The organism is Klebsiella sp. HC6 (assembly GCF_022605325.1).
Taxonomy (GTDB): domain Bacteria; phylum Pseudomonadota; class Gammaproteobacteria; order Enterobacterales; family Enterobacteriaceae; genus Klebsiella; species Klebsiella terrigena.
Genome location: NZ_CP093276.1, coordinates 3,556,065 through 3,576,997, shown reverse-complemented (window position 1 = coordinate 3,576,997; position 20,933 = coordinate 3,556,065). Strand labels below are relative to the sequence as shown.

The following is a 20,933-nucleotide window of genomic DNA, read 5'->3' as shown; positions in this document are numbered from 1 at the left end:
GCCGGAAGCTTTTAAGCGCAACCGGCTGTGATTTTCCCCATTAGCAACGTCCTGGCGGCCCGGCGTTATGAAGACATTCCCGCATCTGATCATCTGCCCACATTGCGACAGCGTTTACCAGAGATTACCCTGCGCGTCGGGCGAAATCGCGCTCTGCCAGCGTTGTTACGCAGTGCTATGGCGTGGTCACCGGCGCGTGCCTGGCCATGTACTGCCCCTGATGTTGACGGCGGCAATCATCCTGTTTCTGGCCTGTATTTTTCCGGTTATATCCGTTGGGTTTCACGGGATGGCGAACGACGTCACGCTGTGGAATGTGGCATGGGCGCTGGCTGCCGGAGACGGCAATCCGATTATGGCGGTCTGTACCGCTTTTCTTCTGGTTATTGCCCCTTTCTTACAGATAACCCTCACGGTATGGCTGCTGAGCTTTGCGTATTTCGCGCGTCCGGCACCGGCGTTTATCTTCATTATGAGAGCGCTCAAGTGGCTGCATCCCTGGAGCATGGTGGAAGTTGGCGTGCTGGGGTTTCTTGTCGCCGGGATAAAGCTCTCGTCACTGCTGGATGTCTCCATAGGGCCGGGCGGTTGGGCGCTGGCCCTATCTTGCGTGCTGGTTGTCCTCATCAACAGCCACGATCTGCGTCCGCTGTGGGATCTGCTTACGGTCGAGGAGAAGGGCCGTGGTGAGTAATCCCCCCTTTGCCCGTCAGATGCAGGTGTGCCGCTGCTCTCTGTGTGGCCTGGTGTGCGCCGACGAAACGGCGTTCGGCGTGCGTGGTAAATGTCCTCGCTGCCAGACGGTGCTGCCCGGCCGCCAGTCCGGGCGCCCGCATTTGAGCTGGGCGCTGCTTTTAACCTCCATGATCCTATACGTACCCGCCAATATTTTCCCGGTAATGTACACAACGCTTCTCGGTCATGGCAGTGAAAGCACGATCCTTTCCGGCATCGTGGCCTTCTGGCGAAGCGGGTCGTGGGGCATTGCGGCGATCATTTTTATTGCCAGCGTGATGGTTCCCTGCCTGAAATTTCTGTCAATGAGCGTATTGCTGATCTCAACTGCCCGAAGGAGCCGCTGGGCCAGATGCGAACGGGCCAGGCTGTACCGGATAACGGAGTGGATTGGCCGTTGGTCGATGCTGGATGTGGTGGTGGTGGCCGCAGTGTGCGGCCTGCTCCGCTTTCATGTGCTCAGCGAGGCCGAACCCCGGGTTGGGATTCTGCTTTTCGGCCTGGTGGTCATTTTGACTATGTTTTGTGCGCTGAGTTTTAAACCAAAAACGCTATGGGAAGACAAGCAATGAAGCCTCCTGTTTCGGGTATTCCTCTTTTTCGTCACGGCCGCTGGCGCAATGCCGTCATCTGGCTGATCCCCGCGGTCGCGTTTGTGGTCGCCGTGTCGATGGTTATCCAGGCACGCCTGTCCGCCGGGCCGGAGGTGGTGATTACGTTTCGCAGCGCCGCCGGTCTCGAAGCCGGAAAAACAGCGGTGAAATATAAAGATGTCACCGTCGGGCTGGTGAAGGAAATCACCCTCAGCCCCGATAACACCCAGGTGTTAGTTCGGGTCACGCTTGGCAGAAGCGCTCAGCATCTGGCGCTCGCCGACACCCGATTTTGGGTGGTCAGGCCGCGAGTCGGAATGAGCGGCGTCAGCGGCATTGATACGCTGTTGTCCGGGGCCTACATCGGCGTGGACAGAGGGAAGTCCGATGAAAGTAAATACCAGTTCACCGGTATGGAAACCCCTCCGGCTATCGTCAACGACATGACGGGCAGCCAGTTTATGCTGGAAGCGGACGACCTTGGATCGCTGGATATTAACTCTCCGGTTTACTATCGCCGCATTCCGGTGGGGCGGGTCACCTCCTGGCAGCTGCGCAAAGACGGCAGGGGAATCGATCTCAACATCTTTATTGATGCCCCTTATGACCGCCTGGTCAAGGCGGATTCGCGATTCTGGAATGTGAGCGGCGTGGATCTCTCGGTAGGGAGCGACGGTTTTCAGCTTAAAACCCAGACGCTCGCCGCCATCATGGCGGGGGGGATCGCGTTCTCAAGGCCGGATGACCCAACCCGCGGCGTGCTCTATAAGCAAACGCGTTACAAACTGGCAGCGGATCGGGAAAGCGCGATGGCGCCTGAGGATGGTCCGCCGGTGCGTTTTCAACTGCGTTTTGAACACGGCTTACATGGCCTGAACATTGGCGCTCCGGTTGAGTTTTCCAGCGTGCGGATCGGACGCGTTGCCGCCGTCGAGCTTGACTATAACCCCGACGGATATCGCTTTCCGACCATTGTGGATATTGACGTTTATCCCTCGCGGATGGGCAATGTGCTGGAAAAGCTGCCGAAACCAACAGGCGACACGGACCTCAATACGGCCCTTTTAACGCGCGAGATGATCGCGCACGGGCTGCGAGCGCAGGCCACTTCCAGCAGTCTGCTGACGGGGCAACTTTACATCTCGCTCGATTTCTTACCGGATGCGCCAAAAGTGAACTTTGATGCGACCAGGCGACCGGTTGAGCTGCCCACCGTGAATGGCGGGCTGACAATCCTTCAGGACCAGCTCACGGATATCGCCAGGAAAATAAACAAAATGCCGCTGGATAAGATCGGGACCAACATGAATAACACGCTGGAAGAGCTGAATAAAACTCTGCGAATGGTGAACAATCAGTCTCTGCCCGCCGCCAACCGCCTGATGCAACAGACTCAGAAAACGACACAAGACGCGCGAAACCTGCTGGCGGAAGATTCCCCCCTGATGATTAACCTCCTGCAGTCCTTACAGGAGACCACGCGAACGCTGCGGGCCGTCCGCAGCCTGACAAACCAGCTGGATCGCCAGCCGGAATCGCTATTGCAGGGCCGCTCCGCAGATGCGGAGCTGAACGATCCCCGTTCACTTAAGGCAGGAGAACGACCATGAGAACCGTTTTATGTCTTATCCTCGGCGTCATGTGCCTGCCGGCAGGATGCTCATCTCCCCAGGTGCGCTACCACTCGCTGGTCAATTCTGACCCCGTTTCCCGCGCCGTCGCGCCGGCCGACTTTGTGATTGATCTGCTGCCCGTTGGCGTTCCGGCCCAGCTGGACACTCAACAAGTTGTGGTTCGCCAAAGCGACAGTCGCATCGTCGTTCTGGACAACGATCGCTGGCTAAGCCCGCTGGGCGATGAGCTGCAGACGGCGCTGTCCCTCAGCATGATGCAGCAGCTTAACACTGTGGATGTGGCGGGGCTGGCGCGGGATAACAGCAAACCTGTGGTACGGGTTCTGCTGCAGGTTCGGCGTTTTGATAGCTGGCCCGGCAAGGCCGTCAGCCTGGATGCTGGCTGGAGCCTATCCACGCAGCGAGGGGACGAAAATCGCCGGCTGGTGTGCAAAAGCCACCTGTCGCAAACTCTCTCCGGCGATCCGGCGCAGATGTTTGCTGCCTGGCAGCGCGTGGTTGAGCGCCTGGCGAGCCAGATAGGACAGACCGCGACGGACTGGGTGGCGACGGGCGCGGCCGCTTGTCGCCGCGACTAATCTTTCTTAGCGTAACTTTCTTAGCGTATAAACAACCGGGTTCGCGGCGGCGAACCCGGTCTTCACATGCCCGCTGGCCGGGCAGGGGCTATTCAGGTTTTTTAAGCGCGCCGTCGAGAAACAGCCGCACGCCATTCCTGACCATCTCACTGACTTTTTCCTGAGTAAAATCGGGCATATTGCGCAAGAAAAACAAGACCTCGGTTTCCGCTTTGATCAGCGATGTAAACTGGATGGCGCGAAGCATTGGCTCCGACGGCGCCAGTTCACCCCGTTCCATCGCCGCCTGCATTTCCTGGGCCAGCGCCTCCATGCTTTGGCGGATGCCGGATTCCAGAAACAGTTTCCCGATATCGGAGTGGCCGGCTTCGCCCAGCACAACGCGATAGATCTGCAGCGCCTGGTTATCGCATGCCACTACCCGCAGCATATCTTCACCAAAGCGGATGAGTTTTTGTTCCAGGGAGAGGTGCTGGTTTTCCGGTTGAGTCAGCCCGCTTGCCGCTTCGGTGAGAAACCTGGCGCTGTAGTTGCGCACAACCGTTTCAAACAACGCCTCTTTTGAAGAGAAGTATTTATAGAGCGTGGCCTTCGAGCCACCGGCACGCCTGGCTACTTCATCCATTGAGGCACGTTCGTAGCCAACCTCCAGAAACACCTCGGCGGCGGCGGCCACGATCCCCTCGCGGCGCGCTTGCGTCAGTACCTTCATGTTGAACCCTTAGCTGGTTAAAAAATGAATAACTATACCGTACGGTATTCACGCATTATGCCACGCTAGCGCGCTGAATGCCTTGACCGGGATCGCTCTCTGCGGGCAGCGCCGTCACGTCGCCGGCGGCATTTGCTGCCCGATATTGCTTTAAACCATCGTGGCCGGGAATTTCGCGGCCGGTTGAGCTCAACGGACATGTTTCCCGTGGTCATTACCGGGTGAGAAGGTATTGATTGGTGCTATAATTGCCGTCACTTGTTGGTGGTACGACAGGGAGTTAGCCATCTTGTCCAGTCAAAAATATATCAGCGCAATCGTGCTGATCGTGGTTTGCACTACGGCTCTTTTTACCGCGTTGGCCGTTCGTGAAGGGCGTGCTTTGCAGAATTATATGGGATATGTTGCCGAAAATGGTAAATCAGCACTTTTCCATGAAGAGTCCATTAACCAGAATATTGCCACCCGGCTTTCGCGGGCATTTTATACCCAGGCATTTTCTGCCCCCTCAAGCGAACGTGAACGGAAAAATGTCTGTCAGTCCCTTGAAACTGAAGGCGACATCCACGGCTTCAATCTGCTGAAAAAGAACAGAAATAACCTGCAAGGTACCCTGCAAACCCGCAATGAATCGTGTGAAGAATGGGCGGGTGATATTAATGCGCTGGCGGTTATTCACTCCGCGGAGAGTGCGGCTATATCGAAGTACAGCTTTTCAAACTATGCCGGTTATACTTTCAGGAATATCAGATACTATATCGATCTTTCTCATAACTATATTTATATTAATCATTTGATTAATACACAGAATTACACTTTTAGTAACTGGTTAGTTGGCGATAATAGCAGCATCAATATTGTGCGCAGCGCGCACACCATTTCTATTGATGACAACGCCCTGAATGACCTGCTTAAAGGTGAAAGCACGCTGTCTCATATCTATCATGATGGATATACCCAAAACAATATTATCAGCATGCTTACCCCGGTGTTTTTGGGGGATAAGGTGAAGGGCATTCTGATCACAGACATCAATATTAACGATCTTGTGGTTTCGTTTAAAACCGTCGATCGCCCGCTGCTGTGGCGCTTCCTCTCGTTGTATGTTACTGATAATGTGACTGGAACGCATATTTTTTTCCATAAACCCTACGTCAAAACTTATGATTTGATCAGTTACGCAGACTCGCTTACCCAGTATTACACCCTCCATGCGAAGCTGGACGCCATCTACGTCATTATCGCTAATTTATGGCTGTTCATGCTTTATATCCTGGGAACCTGGGCGCTATGTCGCTATGCCCGTAAGCAGTTAATCAGGCATGAATCGCTTTCCCGGGATAACGTGACGGATGCGATGACCGGACTGCGTAACAGAAAAATCATGACGCCGGAGTTTGAACAAAAAATCCGCTCCCTCGTTGAGCGAAATATCCCGGTCACGGTTATTGCAATTGACAGCGATGGGCTTAAAAAAATTAATGATACCCAGGGCCATCATATGGGGGATAAAGCGATACAGATGCTGGGGTCAGCGCTGGGGAGCGCCATTCGTAAGAGCGACTACGGAATACGGCTGGGTGGCGATGAATTCTGTCTGATTCTTATTGATTATTCCCTGAGTAAATCCCGCGATGTTATTGCCCGCGCGCAGGAACATTTGCTCACCATCGATCGTGATAGGCTGGTGGCGTTTTCCTGGGGCGCGTATCAACTTCAGTCGGGGGATACGCTGGCGCAGGCGATGCTCAAAGCTGACGATTTACTCTATCAACATAAACGCAGCAAATATGCCGAACGGAAATGAGGATATTAAGAAGGCGTCGCTGACGATAATAACAGCGACGCGGCTCTGTAAAGTGAAAAGTTAATCAGAAGCAGTGGCTCATGCCGATATGCAGTATCAGGTCTTTATTTTCTCGCCACATGAGAAATATCAGCAGCAGGAGGGCCAGAATGAGGCAAGCCGCTACGGTCCTGAATGAACAATTCATACTTTCAGCCCCGTCAGCGCACGCTTTGAAACTTCCCGAATGGGCCAGTTCAGCGCCGCAGCGATAACGCTGAGAACGATACTTACGTACCAGACAATGCTATAGCTTCCGGTGATATCGTAAAGATATCCTCCCAGCCAGCCGCCAAGAAAAGCGCCTGCCTGATGCATCAGGAAGATAATTCCCCCCAGCATTGATAAGTTCCTTACGCCAAACATTGTTGCTACCGTTCCGTTAGTTAACGGTACGGTTGAAAGCCAGAGAAGCCCCATGGCGATACCAAAACAGTAGGCCGACCAGGTTGTAACCGGGAACGAGATAAATAAGGTAATGATTACCGCCCTGACAATGTAGATCAGACTCAGTAGCTTTGTTTTTGAATAGCGGCTGCCAAGCATCCCGGCGAAATAGGTCCCGAAAACATTAAATAAACCGACCAGAGCCAGCGTGGTGGTTCCGGCGATGACCGGGAGATGGTTATCCATAAGATATGAGGGTAGGTGAACACCAATGAAGACGACCTGGAATCCGCAGACGAAGAACCCGAGGGATAAAAGCCAGAATCCGGAGTGTCCCAGAGCTTCCCGTAATGCTTCGCTCATCGTCTGATGCGGTTCAGAATGCGCCGCTTCCTGACGCTGAAACAGCGCCGCGGCGGGCAGCATTAGCATAGCAATCATGCCGAGAGCGATCAGGGCCGATGCCCATCCCAGCCAGTGGATCAGCACCATGCTGCCGGGCAGCATGGCAAACTGCCCAAATGACCCCGCCGCGGCAGTGAGCCCCATTGCCATGCTACGTTTTTCAGCGGGAACGGCGCGGCCAATCGCCCCGAGGATGACAGAAAATGAAGTGCCGGACAGACCAATACCAATCAGTAATCCGGTACTGAGCGAGAGCAGCAGGGGGGTATGCGCAAACCCCATTAGCATCAGTCCCGCAGTATAAAAAATCGCCCCCGTGATGATGGTCCTGCGAGTCCCGAAGCGATCCGCCAGCGCCCCGGCAAACGGCTGCGCAACTCCCCAGATAATATTCTGTATTGCCATCGCAAACGCAAAAACTTCGCGTCCCCAGCCAAACTCAGCGCTCATAGGATGCAGAAAGAGGCCGAATCCATGCCTTATCCCAAGGGAGAGAAAGAGGACCAGCGCCCCGCCAGTAATCAGCCAGACGCTTTTATTCTGCGAAAATGTCATTAAAAACCCTCGAGGTAATTGATAAAACGTCATCAACGACTTTATTTTTCACTTCTGACCGCACCCCGTAACCCGGGATCATTCGTCCGCGTACTGCGCCTCACCGTTGCCGAAGGACCAGTTTTCTTTTTTGACTTCCACCAGACTGATAAAGACATCTTGTTGACGAAGTCCCACCGCGTGGTGGAGTCCGTCTGCAATGGCCCGGTACAGCGCCTTTTTTTGCTGCGTGTTACGCCCTTCGTTCCAGGTTATCTGAATGGCAACGAAGTCATCGGTGCGATTTATGCCGAGGTAGCCCGGATCATAAATCAACCCTGCCGGCTCATATTCACCGATCGCCTGAAAACGGTCATTCTCCGGGACGCCCACGCTCACCAATGCGTCGTAGACCGCGTCAGCCACTTTCTGACGATAGTCGGCGGGTTTCCCTTTACGTAAATCGATGCGAACAAATGGCATAACGTCTCCTCGCGGCTGATTGAAAATACGTGCATATGCTCTTATTTGCAATATCAGCATATGCTGGTAAAATCAGGACGTCAACGTTAATCAGGAAGGGGATGTATGTCTCAGAATGAGGGTATCGGCGCGTCGTCTGGCGTAAGTTGTCACTGCACTACCTTGCGCAAAGCCTCCCGACGTCTGTCGCAATATTACGACAGTATTTTGGCTGAGAGCGGACTCAAGACCACCCAGAGGGCGATTCTGGCCCAGCTGCGGCGAGCTGGCAGCCTGTCGGTCAGCCATCTGGCTGAGGCCCTGGTCATGGATCGGGGAGGACTTGCCCATACGCTCAAACCTCTCCAGCGGGATGGCCTGATAAGCGTCGACGCAGACCCCTCCGATGGGCGCTCGCGTCTGGTGTCGCTGACTCCGGCCGGCAGGGAAAAACTCGGCGAGTCGGATGCCAGCTGGGCGCAGGCGCAGCAGCAGTTTGAACAAAAACTTGGGAAGGCGGAGGCGGCGACGCTGCAGGCCCTGTTGTCCCGTCTTGCGGCAGCCGAATTTGAACAGGACAACATCTAATAATGCAGGCAGTCAGGCTGATTCTCCGTCGATCTTTGTCAGAGCGTGGTTATGTCGGACGTTGCTGAACAGGCGATGCCTGGAGACTGGCTCGATTTTCGTCGTGATGCCGAAACGGGCATTGAAAGCGTTAACGCCCACTTTACGGGTCACGCCTATGATAGCCACGATCATGAAGAGCTACTTCTGGGCGTAACCCTGCAGGGTTCACAGCGCTTCAGCTGCCATCGCACGGTACATACCAGCACGCCGGGCAAGGCCATCCTCATCGAGCCCGGCGCTGTGCATGATGGTTACGCCGCCCAACGCGATGGCTTCACGTATGCCATGCTGTATATTCCGCAACGGTGGGTGTCGGACAGCTTCCGCCAGCGTGGTATGGGGGATATTTCGCTAATACAGGCGGCTTTTCGCCATACCCTCACGGATGACCGCGCGTTAATTGCGTCGATCTCCCGGGCTTTTGATGCGCTACACAACGGCGAGGGGAGGCTTGCGCGGGATGAAAGTCTGGACGGATTGCTGGCTCACCTCACACCCCATGTCGAACTGAAGCCCTCGGAAGAGCTGACCGACTCTCGCATCAAAATGAACCGGGTCAGGGATTATTTGTATGAGCATCTGGCAAGAAATCCCGGACTTGATGAGCTGGCAAAGGTCAGCGGTATCGATCGCTTTCGCTTAAGCCGCCAGTTCAAGGCTGCATTCGGTCAGTCGCCTCATGCCTATCTTGTCAGGCTACGCCTTCGCACCGCGCGCGGGCTGTTGGCCCGAGGATTTGCTCCGTCGCTGGTGGCGTCGCAGACGGGGTTCGCCGACCAAAGTCATTTAGGCCGCTGGTTCAGACGCGCTTACCGCATGTCTCCTGCGGCATTCCAGAGCCACTGCTCAAACGTTCTATACTGATATTCCGCCGTCATGTGAACATGCCTGCTTCGTAGTTAAAGACGGGAATATTTGAATGACGTTTGACACCAAAATTGCATTTATCGTGAGAGATGACTTACCTGACTGGCAGCGCCTGAATGTTGTGGCATTTCTGGCTACGGGGATTGCTTCTGCGGCTCCGGAAATTATGGGTAAACCTTACGTCGATTCGCTAGGCCGGCATTATGGCAACATGTCCGGCCAGCCCATGCTGATTTTTGAGGCGGACCTTGAAAAACTGCAGGTGGTTCACCGTAAGGCGCTGGAGCGGGAGGTGACCATCATTCCTTATATTCATGCCATGTTCTCCACCGGGCATGATGAGGCAAATCGCGAAGTATTTATGGCCGCCGATGCGGATAATCTGGACTTCGTCGGTATCGGTATCCGCGGCCATAAAAAAGCGGTGGATAAGGTTATAAAGGGTTTATCCCTGCATAAATAGTTTACCGCTACAGCGGGGCCTGGCAGCGATTCCTTTCCTGAACCTCTGCACTTCGTCAGTCCGAAAGTATCCCGGCCCCGCGTCAACATCGCTTTTCACCTGATTGCTGCCTGACGGGGATGAAACGCGTTGCTTGCTCTCTTTATGGCCGGTGTTTTCCGCATAGTCAGGCGCCGGCGGCGATTCAAACTGGGGAATGTTCCGTTATGGGCGGCTCAATATGAGCTACTGAGCCGATGTAAAGTCAGAAAATATTTTCGAGCAGCGGAGCCTTCATACTGGCATCGAAGGGAATAATTTCCGCTTTAGCTATTTTTAATTTTTGGAATGGGTCCTGGCTGAGACGTTCTTCCAGAGATTCGAGGCTGTCAGATTTTGCCAGTATGACGCCGCCATTACGGGGAATTCTTCTTCCTGATGCCAGAAACACGCCATCGGAGTAGCCTTGTTTAAGCCACTCAACGTGAGCAGGTATTTGAGAATCAACTTCTTCGAGTGGTTTTATATAAGTTAAAACAACTACATAAATGATGCTCATTTTAAAGTCCTTATGGAAAGAAAGCCTTAAAATGCTACCACCGCAGGAAGTAAAGCTGAAGCAGTAAGATAAGCGCCCGGCATATTAGCGTCGCAGACGGGATGGCGACAGCGACGCTATTATGGCGGTGGAAAATTACCGGTATAAGGACATATGGGGGGCTATAAAACCGACCTTAATTACTTCTGCAGGATCTGCCCAACGTCGATACGATTTCCATCCGGATCGGCGAAAACAAATGCCCGAATACCATAATCTTTATCCTCCAGGCCTTTAATAATCCTCGCGCCAATTTCCTGACAGCGGGCGTATAAGGCGTTGGCATCATCCACCAGCAGGTGCGCGCCAGGCCAGGAGGGTGCTTTGTGCTGCGGCTGGAGGGTTAAATGGAGTTCAGCCTCTTCACGCTTTATGATCATAAAACCCACCGGATCTCCGTTTTCAAAAACAGCGCTGAAGTTCAGCCCGTTGATATAGAACTCTTTGGCGATGGCGATATTTTTAACCGGTAGCACGGCCGCGATACGACCAAATCTGACAAGATCCTGCACGATCAACCTCGAGATTGTTAATCAATGAATCGCTTAGCGGCGGGCGGTGCCGGGTGATTGATGAAGATATAATATTTTTTCCCGGGGTGACATTGAAACTTTTGCGGCGCTAGGCCATCCAGTCGCCGATAAGCTCCCCGTACAGCCGCTCGGCCTCCTCCAGCCGGCTGAGCAGGCAGTACTCGTCGGTCTGGTGGGCCATTGACGGCTCGCCGGGGCCGAGAATAATGCACGGCGGATTACCCAGCGCGGGCAGCAGCAGGGAGGCGTCGGTAAAGTAGGGCACCACCCGCGGCTCCAGCGGTCCGTCGTGCAGCGGCTGGCAGCGTTGATAAACCTGGGCTATCCACGCGTGCCGCGCTTCGCTCAGCACCGCGGGCAGATCGACCAGGGTAGTGAGCGTCACGCTCTCGCCAAGCAGCGCGCTCAGCCGCTGTCGAATGACGGCGTGCTGTAAATTGGGGGCGCTGCGGATATCGACATCAAAGCACGCGCGGTCCGGCACGGAGTTAATATTGAGCCCGCCCTCAATGCGCCCGACGTTGAGCGTGGGCTGCTTCATCAGCGGATGCGGCGCGCCGGGCGAAAAATGGCGAATCTTACCCAGCGCATCCGCCGCCAGATAGATGGCGTTAATCCCCAGCTCCGGCATCGCGCCGTGGGCGGTTTTGCCCCGGGTTTCCGCGCGCAGCCACAGCGCCCCTTTGTGCCCGATAACCGGGTAATTGGCGGTAGGCTCACCGACGATCAGCGCGCCAATCTCCGGCAGCGTGCCGGAGGCGATCAGCGCCCGCGCGCCGTCGCAGCCGGTTTCTTCCCCGCCGGTGATCAGCAGCACCGCGCCGCGACCTTTGAGGATCGCCTCTCGCCGCTGGACGCAGGCGACGGCAAACGCCGCCACCGCCGCTTTCATATCGCTGGATCCTCGCCCGTAAAGCCGGCCGTTCTCAACCTGCGAGCCGAAGGGATCGAAGCGCCACCGCGCATTGCCGAGCGGCACGGTATCGAGATGGCCGGTAAAGGCCAGCGGTTTACCCGCCGTCGCCCCCGGCAGCCGGGCAATCAGGTTGCAGCGCCCTTCGCCGAACGACGACAGCGCAACCTCGAAGCCGCTATCGCGCAGCCAGTCGGCAAAAAAGCGCATGCAGTCGGCTTCGTTTCCCGGCGGGTTGATGGTGTTAAAGCCCAGCAGCCGCCGGGCCAGTTCGAGGGTGGTGGTTGCCATCAGCCGCGTTCCGTCAGCCAGTCGAGGCAGTTAATCCACAGCTGGCGATAGCCGGGCCATTGCGCAAACTCCTCGGGCAGCCAGTGGGCGGACATATCGCTGGTCCACACCAGCGAACGCCCCTGCTGATATTCGCGCACCGCCAGCAGCGGATGCCCGGTCCCGGCCACCGTCGCCAGCAGCCTGCCTTCCGGGTGCATTTCCACCTCGTTATAGCCCAGCAGCCACGGCCACTCGCCGGGAATATCGTTAAACAGGGCGTGGGATTCGGTGACTTCGGCGTAGCAGCCTTCCGGGGTTTCAATACGATCGTCCCACGCCAGGCAGCGTACCGGCAGAACCTTCTCCACAGCGGTATGGCGGTAGCGGGCGCCGCCGTTGATCCCCTGGAAGCTGTAGTAGCCGCCGATCATCATCAGCGAGCCGCCGGCGGCAACGTAGTCATGCAGCAGCGTCAGGCGGTTGGCGGTGCGGCGGCTTTTCAGCCAGGTGTCGGGGTGCAGCAGCAGCGTGTTGGCGCCAATGTCCGAGAGGATAATCGCATCCCACTCCTGCAGCCCTTCCAGGCTCAGCGGGAACTCGGTGGCCGCCGCGTGGGCCGGCATATAGGTGACGGCATAGCTGCTGTCGGCCAGCGCGGCCAGGAAATCCGTCGCGCCGGTGTGCCAGGTGGCGGTAGCAAACTGATCGAAGCCTTTAACGTGCGTTGAGGTGCTGGTCCAGGATTCACCGACCAGTAAAACTTTCTTCTTCATTATAACTTTCCTTTTTATCCGCCAAATACCCGCTGGGGATTACCAATCATCAGGGTTTCAAGCTGTTCGCCGCTGACGCCGTGGCGGCGCAGGCGGGGAACGAAATGCTTGAGTATGTAGCCGTAACCGTGGCCGCCGTAGCGGGTGAGCATGGTCTTCAGGAAGACGTCCTGCGACAGCAAAATCTGCTGGATATAGCCGTCGTCAATCAGCTCCCGGATGGCGCGGGCGTTCTCCTCGTCGGAGGGCGACTGCGCCGACTCATCGGCGTAGTAGTAGCTCATACCGATCATGTCGTATTCGAGGAACGCTCCGCGCTGCGCCAGCTCGCGCTGATAGCGCTTGTCGGCAAAGCTTGGGTTCATATGGCACAGCACCGTATGGCGCAGATCGGCCCCTTCCTGTTCGAGAATATCCAGCACCCGATGGCCCAGACGCTCCCAGCCCGGCAGGTGGACCTCGATCGGCACGCCGGTCGCGGCGCTGGCCCGGCCAGCCGCGCGCAGGGACTTCTCTTCATCCGCGGTGAAGCGGCTGGAGACGCCGATCTCGCCGATCAGCCCGGCGACAATCTCCGGCTTCTCCTCCGCGCCGCCGACGTCGTAGATCAGCCGCTCGGTCAGCCGTTCGACGCTGCTGCTCTTCACCCACTCGGGATGCGACGGCTCGAGATAGAAGCCGGTGCCCATAATAATGTTCAGCCCGGTCAGACGCGCGATGCGCGCCAGCGCCTGCGGATCGCGGCCGATGCCGATATTGGTCGGGTCGACCACCGTTTCCCCGCCCAGGGCACGATATTTGGTCAGCTCTTCGATCGCCACGTCGACGTCAAACAGCTGGCAGTTATCGCGGCTGATCAGCGGATTCAGCGACAGCTCGCCGAGGTTTTCCATCTTCACCGGCATTTCGGCAAGATGGCGATCGCTGCAGCAGCAGGGCGGTACCCACTTGCCGGAGGCATCCAGCAGGATATGCTCATGCATCAGCGTGACGCCCATCTCGCTGACCGGCAGCGGGCCGAGCACCGTCATTACGTAGCCGCTGCTGACGCCGACCGGCAGCGGAGTAGGGTGGCGAAAAATTGATCCTTTCATGAGCTATCCTTTCGCCGCAGATCGCGTGGGGTTAAGAATGCGGGTGTTGAGCCAGATAGCCAGCAGGATAATGGTGCCGGTGGCTATCTGGGTGTAGAACGGCGAGATATGCGACAGGATCAGCCCGTTCTGGATAACCGCAATCGACAGCGCGCCGAGCAGCGTGCCGATAATGGTGCCGAAGCCGCCGAACAGGCTGGTGCTGCCGAGGACCACGGCGGCAATCACCTGCAGCTCGAAGCCTTCCCCCTGGTTGGACGAGCCGCTGCCGAGGCGCGCGGTAATGATCATGCCGGCCAGCGCGGCGGCCATTCCGCTGATGATATACACCCGCATGGTCACCGCTTTGGTGTTAATCCCGCTGCGTCGTGCGCCCTCGGCGTTGGCGCCGATAGCCGTGACGTAGCGGCCAAAGCGCATATGATTCAGCACGATATGGCCGATAACCAGGATCATGATGCCGATCAGCGCCGGCATCGGGATACCCACAACCCACGCGCGCCCGATAAAGGTAAACAGGCTGTCGGCGGGAACCGGAATCGAATAGCCCTGGGTCACCAGCAGCGCGATGCCGCGGACCACGGCGAGGGTGGCGAGGGTGACGATAAACGCCGGAATGCCTTCATAGGCTATAAAGAAGCCGTTGATGGCGCCGACTAATCCGCCGAGCAGCAGACCGCCGAGCAGCACCACCGGCCACGGCAAACCCCAGCTGTTGAGGGCGATGGCGGAGAGCGCGCCCACCAGCGCGAGGGTGGAGCCCACCGACAGGTCGATGCCGCCGGTGGTAATCACCAGGGTCATCGCGGTCGCCACGATCAGCAGCGGGGCGCTCTGGCGAATGATATTCAGCCAGTTGGTTCCGGTAAGGAAGTTGCTGGTAATGAGTGAAAACACCACGCAGCAGAAGACGAAAAACAGCGCGATGCTGACCACGCCAGAGTGGTTATGCAGCAGGCGGCGCGGCAGCGAATGCTGGATCATGCGGGAGCTGCTTAAGTTCATGATACTCATCCTGTTACCTCAGTGTGCTGCCGCTGAGCGAGCGGTGAATTTTTCGCCCACGATCAGGTTTACGATATCGCTCAGGCTGGTGTCGGCCACCCGCCGGTCGGCGACGTTGGTGCCTTCATACATCACCATGATCCGATCGCAGACGAGGAAGAGATCCTGCAGACGGTGGGTGATTAGAATGACGCTCACGCCGCGAGCCGAAACGCGACGAATAAGTTCCAGAACCGCTTCCACTTCCGCCACGGCAAGCGCGGCGGTGGGTTCATCCATAATCAGCACCTTGGGGTCAAAGGCCGCCGCGCGGGCGATGGCAATGGCCTGGCGCTGACCGCCGGAGAGGTTGCGGACCAGCAGGCGGGTATCGGGAATGGAAATACCCAGCCCCTTGAGCATCTCCCGCGCGTCGGCGTGCATTTTGGCCTCGTCGAGGAAGGGGATGCCGAGCACCGATTTCATCGGCTCGCGGCCCATAAACAGGTTGCCCGCAACGTCAACGGTGTCGCACAGCGACAGGTCCTGATACACCATCTCGATATGGCAGCGGCGAGAGTCCGCCGGGTTAGTAAACTGGTGCTGTTCGCCGTCGATGCGGATAGTGCCGCTGGTGGGGATCACCGCCCCGGACAGCACTTTGGTCAGGGTTGATTTCCCCGCGCCGTTATCGCCCACCAGGCCCAGCACTTCGCCCGGAGCCAGCTCCAGGTTTACGCCGCGCAGGGAACGTATCGACCCGTAGGTCTTGGTGATATTGATCATTTCTACCCTTGGCGGGATAGTTTGTGGCTGCTGCATCCGATCGCTCCCATCGCTATTGCCGGGAAAATGTTTGCCGTCGTGGGTAAAAGACTCCATCCAACACGGTTTACGCCCTTGTAAACCGGTTTACCTGCGGAGTGGAGCTTTCACAAGCACAGTCAGGTCAAACGCTATTAAGATATTTGTTCGCCAGTAAGAACATTGCAGCATCCGTGCCAGGGCAGAAAAACCACAGCAGCCCCATCACTTAACCCTATGTAACAGAAAGAATTTATTAACGGTTTATAAGTAAACCGGTTTACTAATTATAATAAAGGGATTTTAAGTTGAACGTTTTTTGCGCCAAAATTGGGCGCTTTTGCGCCATTTTGGGACGTGCTTAACAAATTTTGATCGAATCGCGGCCAATCCATTCCACCGGCAGGCGGGTTTCCGCCGGGATATCCTGCTCGTTATTCAGCAGGCGCAGCATGATGCTCACCGCGGTGCGGCCCAGCTCCCGCGCGGGCTGGCGGATGGTGGAGATGCGCGGCTGGGTAAAATCGGCATAGTTAGCGTCATCGAAGCCGACCAGCGACAGCGCCTCCGGCGCCTGTAGCCCGCAGGCGCGCAGCCCGTCGAGCAGGCCAAGCACCAGATAGTCGCTGGCGGCAAAGACGGCGGTGGGGCGCAGCGGCTGGCTGAACAGGCGCTTAAGCGCCTGCTGGCCGAATTCGCGCTGGTAGTCGCCGTACATGACCCACTCGGGGGGCCAGCTGAGGCCGGCCTGCTCCATTGCGGTGCAGAATCCCTGGTAGCGTTCACGCACGCTCATCAGCTTGTCCGGCCCGCCGATGAAGGCGATATGGCGATGCCCGGCGGCGATCAGCTTCTCCGTGGCAATTCGTCCGCCCTGGACGTTATCGGCAAACACCTTCGGCACCGTGCTGCCGGGAACATCCTCATCGAGCAAAACGATGCGCTCGTGACGCTGAATCTCTTTACGCAGCAGGCCGTTGTCGGGGCGGTTGGTGGTGAACAGCAGGCCGTCGACCTGGCAGGTATCCAGCCAGCGAATGAACTGGCACTCTTTTTCCGGGTTGTTGCGGGTGATGCACAGCACCAGGCTGTAGCCGCTGGCCGAAGCGGCCTCCTCGGCGGCGTCGGCCAGTTCGGCGAAGAAGGGGTTGGTGATATCGGGGAGGACCAGACCGAGGGTTTCGCTGCCCCCTTTGCTAAGGCGCCGTGCCAGGCTGTTTCCGCGATAGTCCAGCTCGCGGATCGCCGTTTCAATGCGGTCGATAGTTTCCTGCGGCAGCACGATATTGTTGTTCATATAGCGAGATAAGGTGGCCTTTGACAGTCCCGCCAGCTTTGCCACATCGGATAACAATACGCGTTTTATACTCATTTCCTGCGCCATTTCTGCCAGAGTCGGCTATCTGTAACATAGTTAAGCGCGGTCAATACAGCAATTTTTCCGCCCGCGGCGGCGCTAAATAAATGCTTGACAAAATTTAATCGGCGGAGAATTGTATAGGAAGTTTACCGCATCATCCGGGAAGTCATTCCCAAACCCGCTTAAAACATTCCAGTCGCGCACCGAAACGGACCGGTTGCCGGAATGCATCAAGCTGGTATTAGCCAAACGATCTGCGATCGTGCTGGCCATATACGATATTTGCCCGCCAAAAAATACTCCTTCTGCGTTCGCACCGCGGCGCGGAACTCTGCTGGCTATCAATGATTCCCGACGAGGATACTGATGATGTTATTTAACACCGGAAAACTGCGTTTTATTGCTGTTGCAACGTCTCTGCTGGCATCGGTTAGCTTTATTTCTTCCGCCAGTGCCGCCAATCCCACCTATGCGTTAGTGCAAATTAATCAGCAGGCGCTGTTTTTTAATCTGATGAATAAAGGCGCGCAGGATGCGGCTAAGGCGAGCGGCAAGGATTTAGTTATTTTCAACTCCAACGATAATCCCGTCGCGCAGAATGATGCGATTGAAAACTATATTCAGCAAGGCGTTAAAGGCATCCTGGTTGCCGCCATCGACGTCAACGGAATTATGCCGGCGGTAAAAGAGGCCGCCGCCGCTAACATTCCGGTAATTGCTATTGATGCGGTATTACCGGCGGGGCCTCAGGCGGCCCAGGTCGGCGTGGATAATATCGAAGGGGGACGCATTATTGGTAAATACTTCGTTGACTACGTGCAGAAAGAGATGGGCGGCCAGGCGCGGCTGGGGATCGTCGGCGCCCTGAACTCGGCGATTCAGAACCAGCGGCAGAAGGGCTTTGAGGAGACGCTGAAAAGTAACCCGAAAATTACTGTCGCCAACGTCGTTGACGGCCAGAACGTGCAGGATAAAGCGATGACCGCGGCGGAAAACCTGATTACCGGCAACCCGGATCTGACGGCGATTTACGCCACCGGCGAACCCGCGCTGCTCGGCGCTATTGCCGCGGTGGAGAACCAGGGGCGGCAGAAGGATATTAAGGTCTTCGGCTGGGATCTGACGGCGAAGGCGATTTCGGGCATCGACGGCGGCTACGTTACCGCCGTGCTGCAGCAGGATCCTGAGCAGATGGGGGCCCAGGCGCTGAAGGCGCTGAACACGATTACGTCGGGTAAAACCGTGCCGAAAACCATTCTGGTTCCGGCTACGGTGGTGACCAAAGCGAACGTTGATAGCTACCGTTCGCTGTTTAAGTAATCTTCAGGCATCGCCCGTCGCTAACAGGGCGGCGAGCTCGCGGCCGTCGGGAAAGGCGCTGAACGTACCCCGACGGCTCACGGTGATGGCGGCCGCGCGGCTGGCATGAGCCAGCGCCAGAGCGTCGGGCGCGACGCCACGCCGCAGCGCGGATGCCAGCATAACGGCGAGAAAGGTGTCGCCCGCGCCGGTGGTATCAAGCGCCTCGGCGGCGGCAGCGGGAGAGAATCGACGCTGGCCATCGCGAACCAGCCAGGCGCCGGCGGCGCCCTGGGTAATGACGAGGGTGGGTACGCCGTAGGGCTGTAGCTGCTCCGCTTCCGACTCATTCACTACCGCGATATCGATAAGCGGCCACAGGAGGGAGAAATCAGGATTGACCGGCGAAGGGTTAAATACCGTGGTCATCCCGCGCGCTTTGGCGAACTGGAACAGGGCCCGCGTTTTGTCCAGCGAGAAGTTACCCTGCTGCAGCACAATATCGCCCGCAGCGCCCTCTGCCAGATGCGGCAGAATATCATCGAGGCTAAAGGTATCGGCGGCGGCGGTGGTGGTAATAATAGCATTATCGCCATCGGCGCTATTTAAGATAATCGAGGTGTCGCTATGTTGGTTGAAATTTTCGACGGGTAGCAGCGTCAATGGTTCATTTATTAGCTGCTGGCGTATCCAGGCTCCGTTGCTGTCATTTCCCGTGGCCGCAATTAAGCGCGTATCTATGCCGCAGCGGGATAATATAATCGCCTGATTCGCGCCTTTTCCGCCGAGATCCTGCGAAACTTTAATGCCATGAATCGATGTGCCTTTTTTTGGTATATCCGAAATAGACCAGGTTTCATCTACGGTAATATTACCGATAACGTAAACACGCATAGTGTTCCCTTAACAGGATGGATAACATGACTTCTATATCAGCAGAAAAACCTAACGCAATACAAGATATTTTTTCACGTCGCAAAGCTGTCATCGGTGTTATTCACTGTGATCCCTTTCCTGGTACGCCTAAATATCGTGGTAAATCAGTTAATGGTATTATTGAACGTGCGCTTCGGGACGCTGAAAATTATATTGCGGGCGGCGTTCACGGCCTGATTGTTGAAAACCACGGCGATATTCCCTTTGCCAAACCGGAGGATATTGGCCCTGAAACATCGGCGCTGATGGCGGTCATTACCGAGAAAGTTCGCGAGCGTTTCGGCGTGCCGCTGGGGATTAACGTGCTGGCCAACGCCGCGATTCCCGCGCTGGCTACCGCGCTGGCCGGCGGGGCTGATTTCGTCCGCGTAAACCAGTGGGCCAACGCCTATATCGCCAACGAGGGGTTTATTGAAGGGGCGGCGGCGAAGGCGCTGCGCTATCGCAGCCAGCTGCGCGCGGAGCATATTCGCGTCTTTGCCGACAGCCACGTTAAGCACGGCAGCCACGCCATCGTCGCCGACCGTTCGATTCAGGAGCTGACCCGCGACGTGGACTTCTTCGAGGCCGACGCGGTGATCGCCACCGGCCAGCGCACCGGCGATAGCGCCACCATGGAGGAGATCGATGAGATCCGCGCCGCCACCGAGCTGCCGCTGCTGGTGGGCTCCGGCGTGACGCCGGCCAACGTCTGCCAGATCCTCGGGCGCACGCAGGGGGTGATCGTCGCCAGCACCATGAAGGTGGACGGCGTCTGGTGGAACGATGTCGATCTGGCGCGGGTGAAGCACTTTATGTCGGTTGCTCAGGCCGCGCTGGAGGAGGCGTAATGGAGGACTTTAGCGAGCGCCTGCTGCGTGAACATCAGCAGGTCTGGCAGGCGATGCAGCAGCACCGCTTTGTGGTCGATATCGAGCAGGACCGCCTGCCGGAGACGGTTTTTAACCGCTATCTGGTCTTTGAGGGCAACTTTGTCGCCACGGCGATTGCCATTTTTGCCCTCGGCGTCAGCAAGGCGCCGGATATTCGCCAGCAGCGCTGGCTGATCGGCGTCCTCAACGCGCTGGTGGACACCCAGATCGCCTGGTTTGAACAGGTGCTGGCCGAGCGCCGGGTTAATCCTGTCGACTATCCGGACGACCGCCCCGGGGTGCGCCGTTTTCGCGACGGCATGCTGCGTATCGCTCAAGAGGGGAGCTATGAACAGATTATTACCCTGATGTTCGGCGCGGAGTGGATGTACTACTGCTGGTGCCGGCGGGTGAGCGAGTGCTCCCAGAGCGACGCGGATCTGCGGCGCTGGGTCGAGATGCATGCGGAGGAGGAGTTCTACCGCCAGGCCTGCTGGCTGAAGGCGGAGCTGGACCGCTGCGCAATGGCGCTAAATGAAAGCGAAAAGCAGGCGCTGTCGGCGCTGTACGGCGAGGTGCTGCAGTGGGAGATCGATTTCCATACCGCGGCGTATGAGGCGTAGCCGCAGCGATAAACAGGGGCGACCTGAAAAGGCGCCCCGTCACTTTAACGACGCAGGGGCCCGGCAA

General features: G+C 57.0%; 23 protein-coding genes. 11 read left to right on the top strand and 12 right to left on the bottom strand.

The window, feature by feature from the left end:
- Window positions 1–196: 196 nt before the first annotated feature.
- The 4 genes from MMW58_RS17250 to MMW58_RS17235 are packed head-to-tail and all read left to right on the top strand — an operon-like array spanning window position 197 to window position 3,540.
- Window positions 197–694: a paraquat-inducible protein A gene (locus tag MMW58_RS17250; protein WP_315297454.1), complete on the top strand. Its 498-nt coding sequence runs from the start codon at window positions 197–199 to the stop codon at window positions 692–694.
- Window positions 687–1,307, top strand: coding sequence for a paraquat-inducible protein A (locus MMW58_RS17245; protein WP_241723744.1), 621 nt, complete (start codon window positions 687–689; stop codon window positions 1,305–1,307). Before MMW58_RS17250 ends, MMW58_RS17245 begins: the two co-directional genes overlap by 8 nt.
- Window positions 1,304–2,938 (top strand): PqiB family protein, encoded by a 1,635-nt coding sequence (locus MMW58_RS17240; protein ID WP_241721719.1) that lies wholly within the window; start codon window positions 1,304–1,306, stop codon window positions 2,936–2,938. Before MMW58_RS17245 ends, MMW58_RS17240 begins: the two co-directional genes overlap by 4 nt.
- Window positions 2,935–3,540 (top strand): PqiC family protein, encoded by a 606-nt coding sequence (locus tag MMW58_RS17235; RefSeq protein ID WP_241721718.1) that lies wholly within the window; start codon window positions 2,935–2,937, stop codon window positions 3,538–3,540. Before MMW58_RS17240 ends, MMW58_RS17235 begins: the two co-directional genes overlap by 4 nt.
- Before the next feature lie 88 nt (window positions 3,541–3,628).
- Here the strand turns inward: MMW58_RS17235 and MMW58_RS17230 are convergent, their stop codons facing one another.
- Window positions 3,629–4,252, bottom strand: a complete 624-nt coding sequence (locus MMW58_RS17230; RefSeq protein WP_095096705.1) for a TetR/AcrR family transcriptional regulator — start codon at window positions 4,250–4,252, stop codon at window positions 3,629–3,631.
- A gap of 289 nt (window positions 4,253–4,541) precedes the next feature.
- Between MMW58_RS17230 and dgcJ the strand changes: the two genes are divergently transcribed.
- Window positions 4,542–6,059 carry a diguanylate cyclase DgcJ gene (dgcJ, locus tag MMW58_RS17225; protein ID WP_241721717.1) on the top strand — a complete coding sequence of 506 codons (1,518 nt, stop codon included), beginning with the start codon at window positions 4,542–4,544 and terminating at the stop codon, window positions 6,057–6,059.
- A 183-nt stretch (window positions 6,060–6,242) separates the two neighbouring features.
- Here the strand turns inward: dgcJ and MMW58_RS17220 are convergent, their stop codons facing one another.
- Together MMW58_RS17220 and MMW58_RS17215 are read right to left on the bottom strand one after the other, a co-directional pair.
- Window positions 6,243–7,478 (bottom strand): MFS transporter, encoded by a 1,236-nt coding sequence (locus tag MMW58_RS17220; RefSeq protein ID WP_241721716.1) that lies wholly within the window; start codon window positions 7,476–7,478, stop codon window positions 6,243–6,245.
- Window positions 7,479–7,523: 45 nt separating this feature from the next.
- A complete protein-coding gene (locus MMW58_RS17215; RefSeq protein WP_095096711.1) occupies window positions 7,524–7,907 on the bottom strand; it encodes a tautomerase family protein in 384 nt (127 codons plus the stop codon).
- 105 nt (window positions 7,908–8,012) lie between these two features.
- On the opposite strand from MMW58_RS17215, the gene MMW58_RS17210 reads away from it, so the two are divergent.
- The 3 genes from MMW58_RS17210 to MMW58_RS17200 are packed head-to-tail and all read left to right on the top strand — an operon-like array spanning window position 8,013 to window position 9,846.
- Window positions 8,013–8,474, top strand: a complete 462-nt coding sequence (locus tag MMW58_RS17210; RefSeq protein ID WP_241721715.1) for a MarR family winged helix-turn-helix transcriptional regulator — start codon at window positions 8,013–8,015, stop codon at window positions 8,472–8,474.
- Window positions 8,475–8,525: 51 nt separating this feature from the next.
- Entirely contained in the window at window positions 8,526–9,380 is an 855-nt protein-coding gene (locus tag MMW58_RS17205; protein ID WP_241721714.1) for an AraC family transcriptional regulator, read from the top strand.
- A gap of 55 nt (window positions 9,381–9,435) precedes the next feature.
- On the top strand, window positions 9,436–9,846 hold the full coding sequence (locus tag MMW58_RS17200; RefSeq protein WP_241721713.1) for a DUF2000 domain-containing protein: 411 nt from the start codon (window positions 9,436–9,438) through the stop codon (window positions 9,844–9,846).
- A gap of 244 nt (window positions 9,847–10,090) precedes the next feature.
- Here the strand turns inward: MMW58_RS17200 and MMW58_RS17195 are convergent, their stop codons facing one another.
- The 8 genes from MMW58_RS17195 to MMW58_RS17160 all read right to left on the bottom strand — a co-directional run bounded on the left by MMW58_RS17195 (window position 10,091) and on the right by MMW58_RS17160 (window position 17,181).
- The gene (locus tag MMW58_RS17195; RefSeq protein ID WP_133597638.1) at window positions 10,091–10,384 is read right to left on the bottom strand and encodes a YciI family protein; all 294 of its coding nucleotides are present in this window, start codon (window positions 10,382–10,384) and stop codon (window positions 10,091–10,093) included.
- Window positions 10,385–10,563: 179 nt separating this feature from the next.
- Window positions 10,564–10,935, bottom strand: coding sequence for a VOC family protein (locus MMW58_RS17190; RefSeq protein WP_241721712.1), 372 nt, complete (start codon window positions 10,933–10,935; stop codon window positions 10,564–10,566).
- Window positions 10,936–11,044: 109 nt separating this feature from the next.
- The gene (locus MMW58_RS17185; protein ID WP_241721711.1) at window positions 11,045–12,160 is read right to left on the bottom strand and encodes a M20 family metallopeptidase; all 1,116 of its coding nucleotides are present in this window, start codon (window positions 12,158–12,160) and stop codon (window positions 11,045–11,047) included.
- Window positions 12,160–12,915 (bottom strand): glutamine amidotransferase, encoded by a 756-nt coding sequence (locus MMW58_RS17180; protein WP_159236348.1) that lies wholly within the window; start codon window positions 12,913–12,915, stop codon window positions 12,160–12,162. The genes MMW58_RS17185 and MMW58_RS17180 overlap by 1 nt, the downstream gene beginning before the upstream one ends.
- Before the next feature lie 14 nt (window positions 12,916–12,929).
- Window positions 12,930–14,009, bottom strand: a complete 1,080-nt coding sequence (locus tag MMW58_RS17175; protein WP_241721710.1) for a phosphotriesterase family protein — start codon at window positions 14,007–14,009, stop codon at window positions 12,930–12,932.
- 3 nt (window positions 14,010–14,012) lie between these two features.
- Window positions 14,013–15,014: an ABC transporter permease gene (locus MMW58_RS17170; RefSeq protein ID WP_166646139.1), complete on the bottom strand. Its 1,002-nt coding sequence runs from the start codon at window positions 15,012–15,014 to the stop codon at window positions 14,013–14,015.
- 18 nt (window positions 15,015–15,032) lie between these two features.
- Entirely contained in the window at window positions 15,033–15,779 is a 747-nt protein-coding gene (locus MMW58_RS17165) for an ATP-binding cassette domain-containing protein (RefSeq protein WP_161795676.1), read from the bottom strand.
- Window positions 15,780–16,158: 379 nt separating this feature from the next.
- Window positions 16,159–17,181, bottom strand: a complete 1,023-nt coding sequence (locus tag MMW58_RS17160) for a LacI family DNA-binding transcriptional regulator (RefSeq protein ID WP_241721709.1) — start codon at window positions 17,179–17,181, stop codon at window positions 16,159–16,161.
- A gap of 342 nt (window positions 17,182–17,523) precedes the next feature.
- On the opposite strand from MMW58_RS17160, the gene MMW58_RS17155 reads away from it, so the two are divergent.
- Entirely contained in the window at window positions 17,524–18,477 is a 954-nt protein-coding gene (locus MMW58_RS17155; protein WP_241721708.1) for an ABC transporter substrate-binding protein, read from the top strand.
- Window positions 18,478–18,480: 3 nt separating this feature from the next.
- On the opposite strand, the gene MMW58_RS17150 is transcribed toward MMW58_RS17155, so the two are convergent.
- On the bottom strand, window positions 18,481–19,350 hold the full coding sequence (locus tag MMW58_RS17150; RefSeq protein ID WP_133597650.1) for a PfkB family carbohydrate kinase: 870 nt from the start codon (window positions 19,348–19,350) through the stop codon (window positions 18,481–18,483).
- Window positions 19,351–19,376: 26 nt separating this feature from the next.
- Between MMW58_RS17150 and MMW58_RS17145 the strand changes: the two genes are divergently transcribed.
- Window positions 19,377–20,222 (top strand): BtpA/SgcQ family protein, encoded by an 846-nt coding sequence (locus MMW58_RS17145; protein WP_133597652.1) that lies wholly within the window; start codon window positions 19,377–19,379, stop codon window positions 20,220–20,222.
- Window positions 20,222–20,866 (top strand): TenA family protein, encoded by a 645-nt coding sequence (locus MMW58_RS17140; RefSeq protein ID WP_241721707.1) that lies wholly within the window; start codon window positions 20,222–20,224, stop codon window positions 20,864–20,866. Before MMW58_RS17145 ends, MMW58_RS17140 begins: the two co-directional genes overlap by 1 nt.
- Window positions 20,867–20,933: the final 67 nt, after the last annotated feature.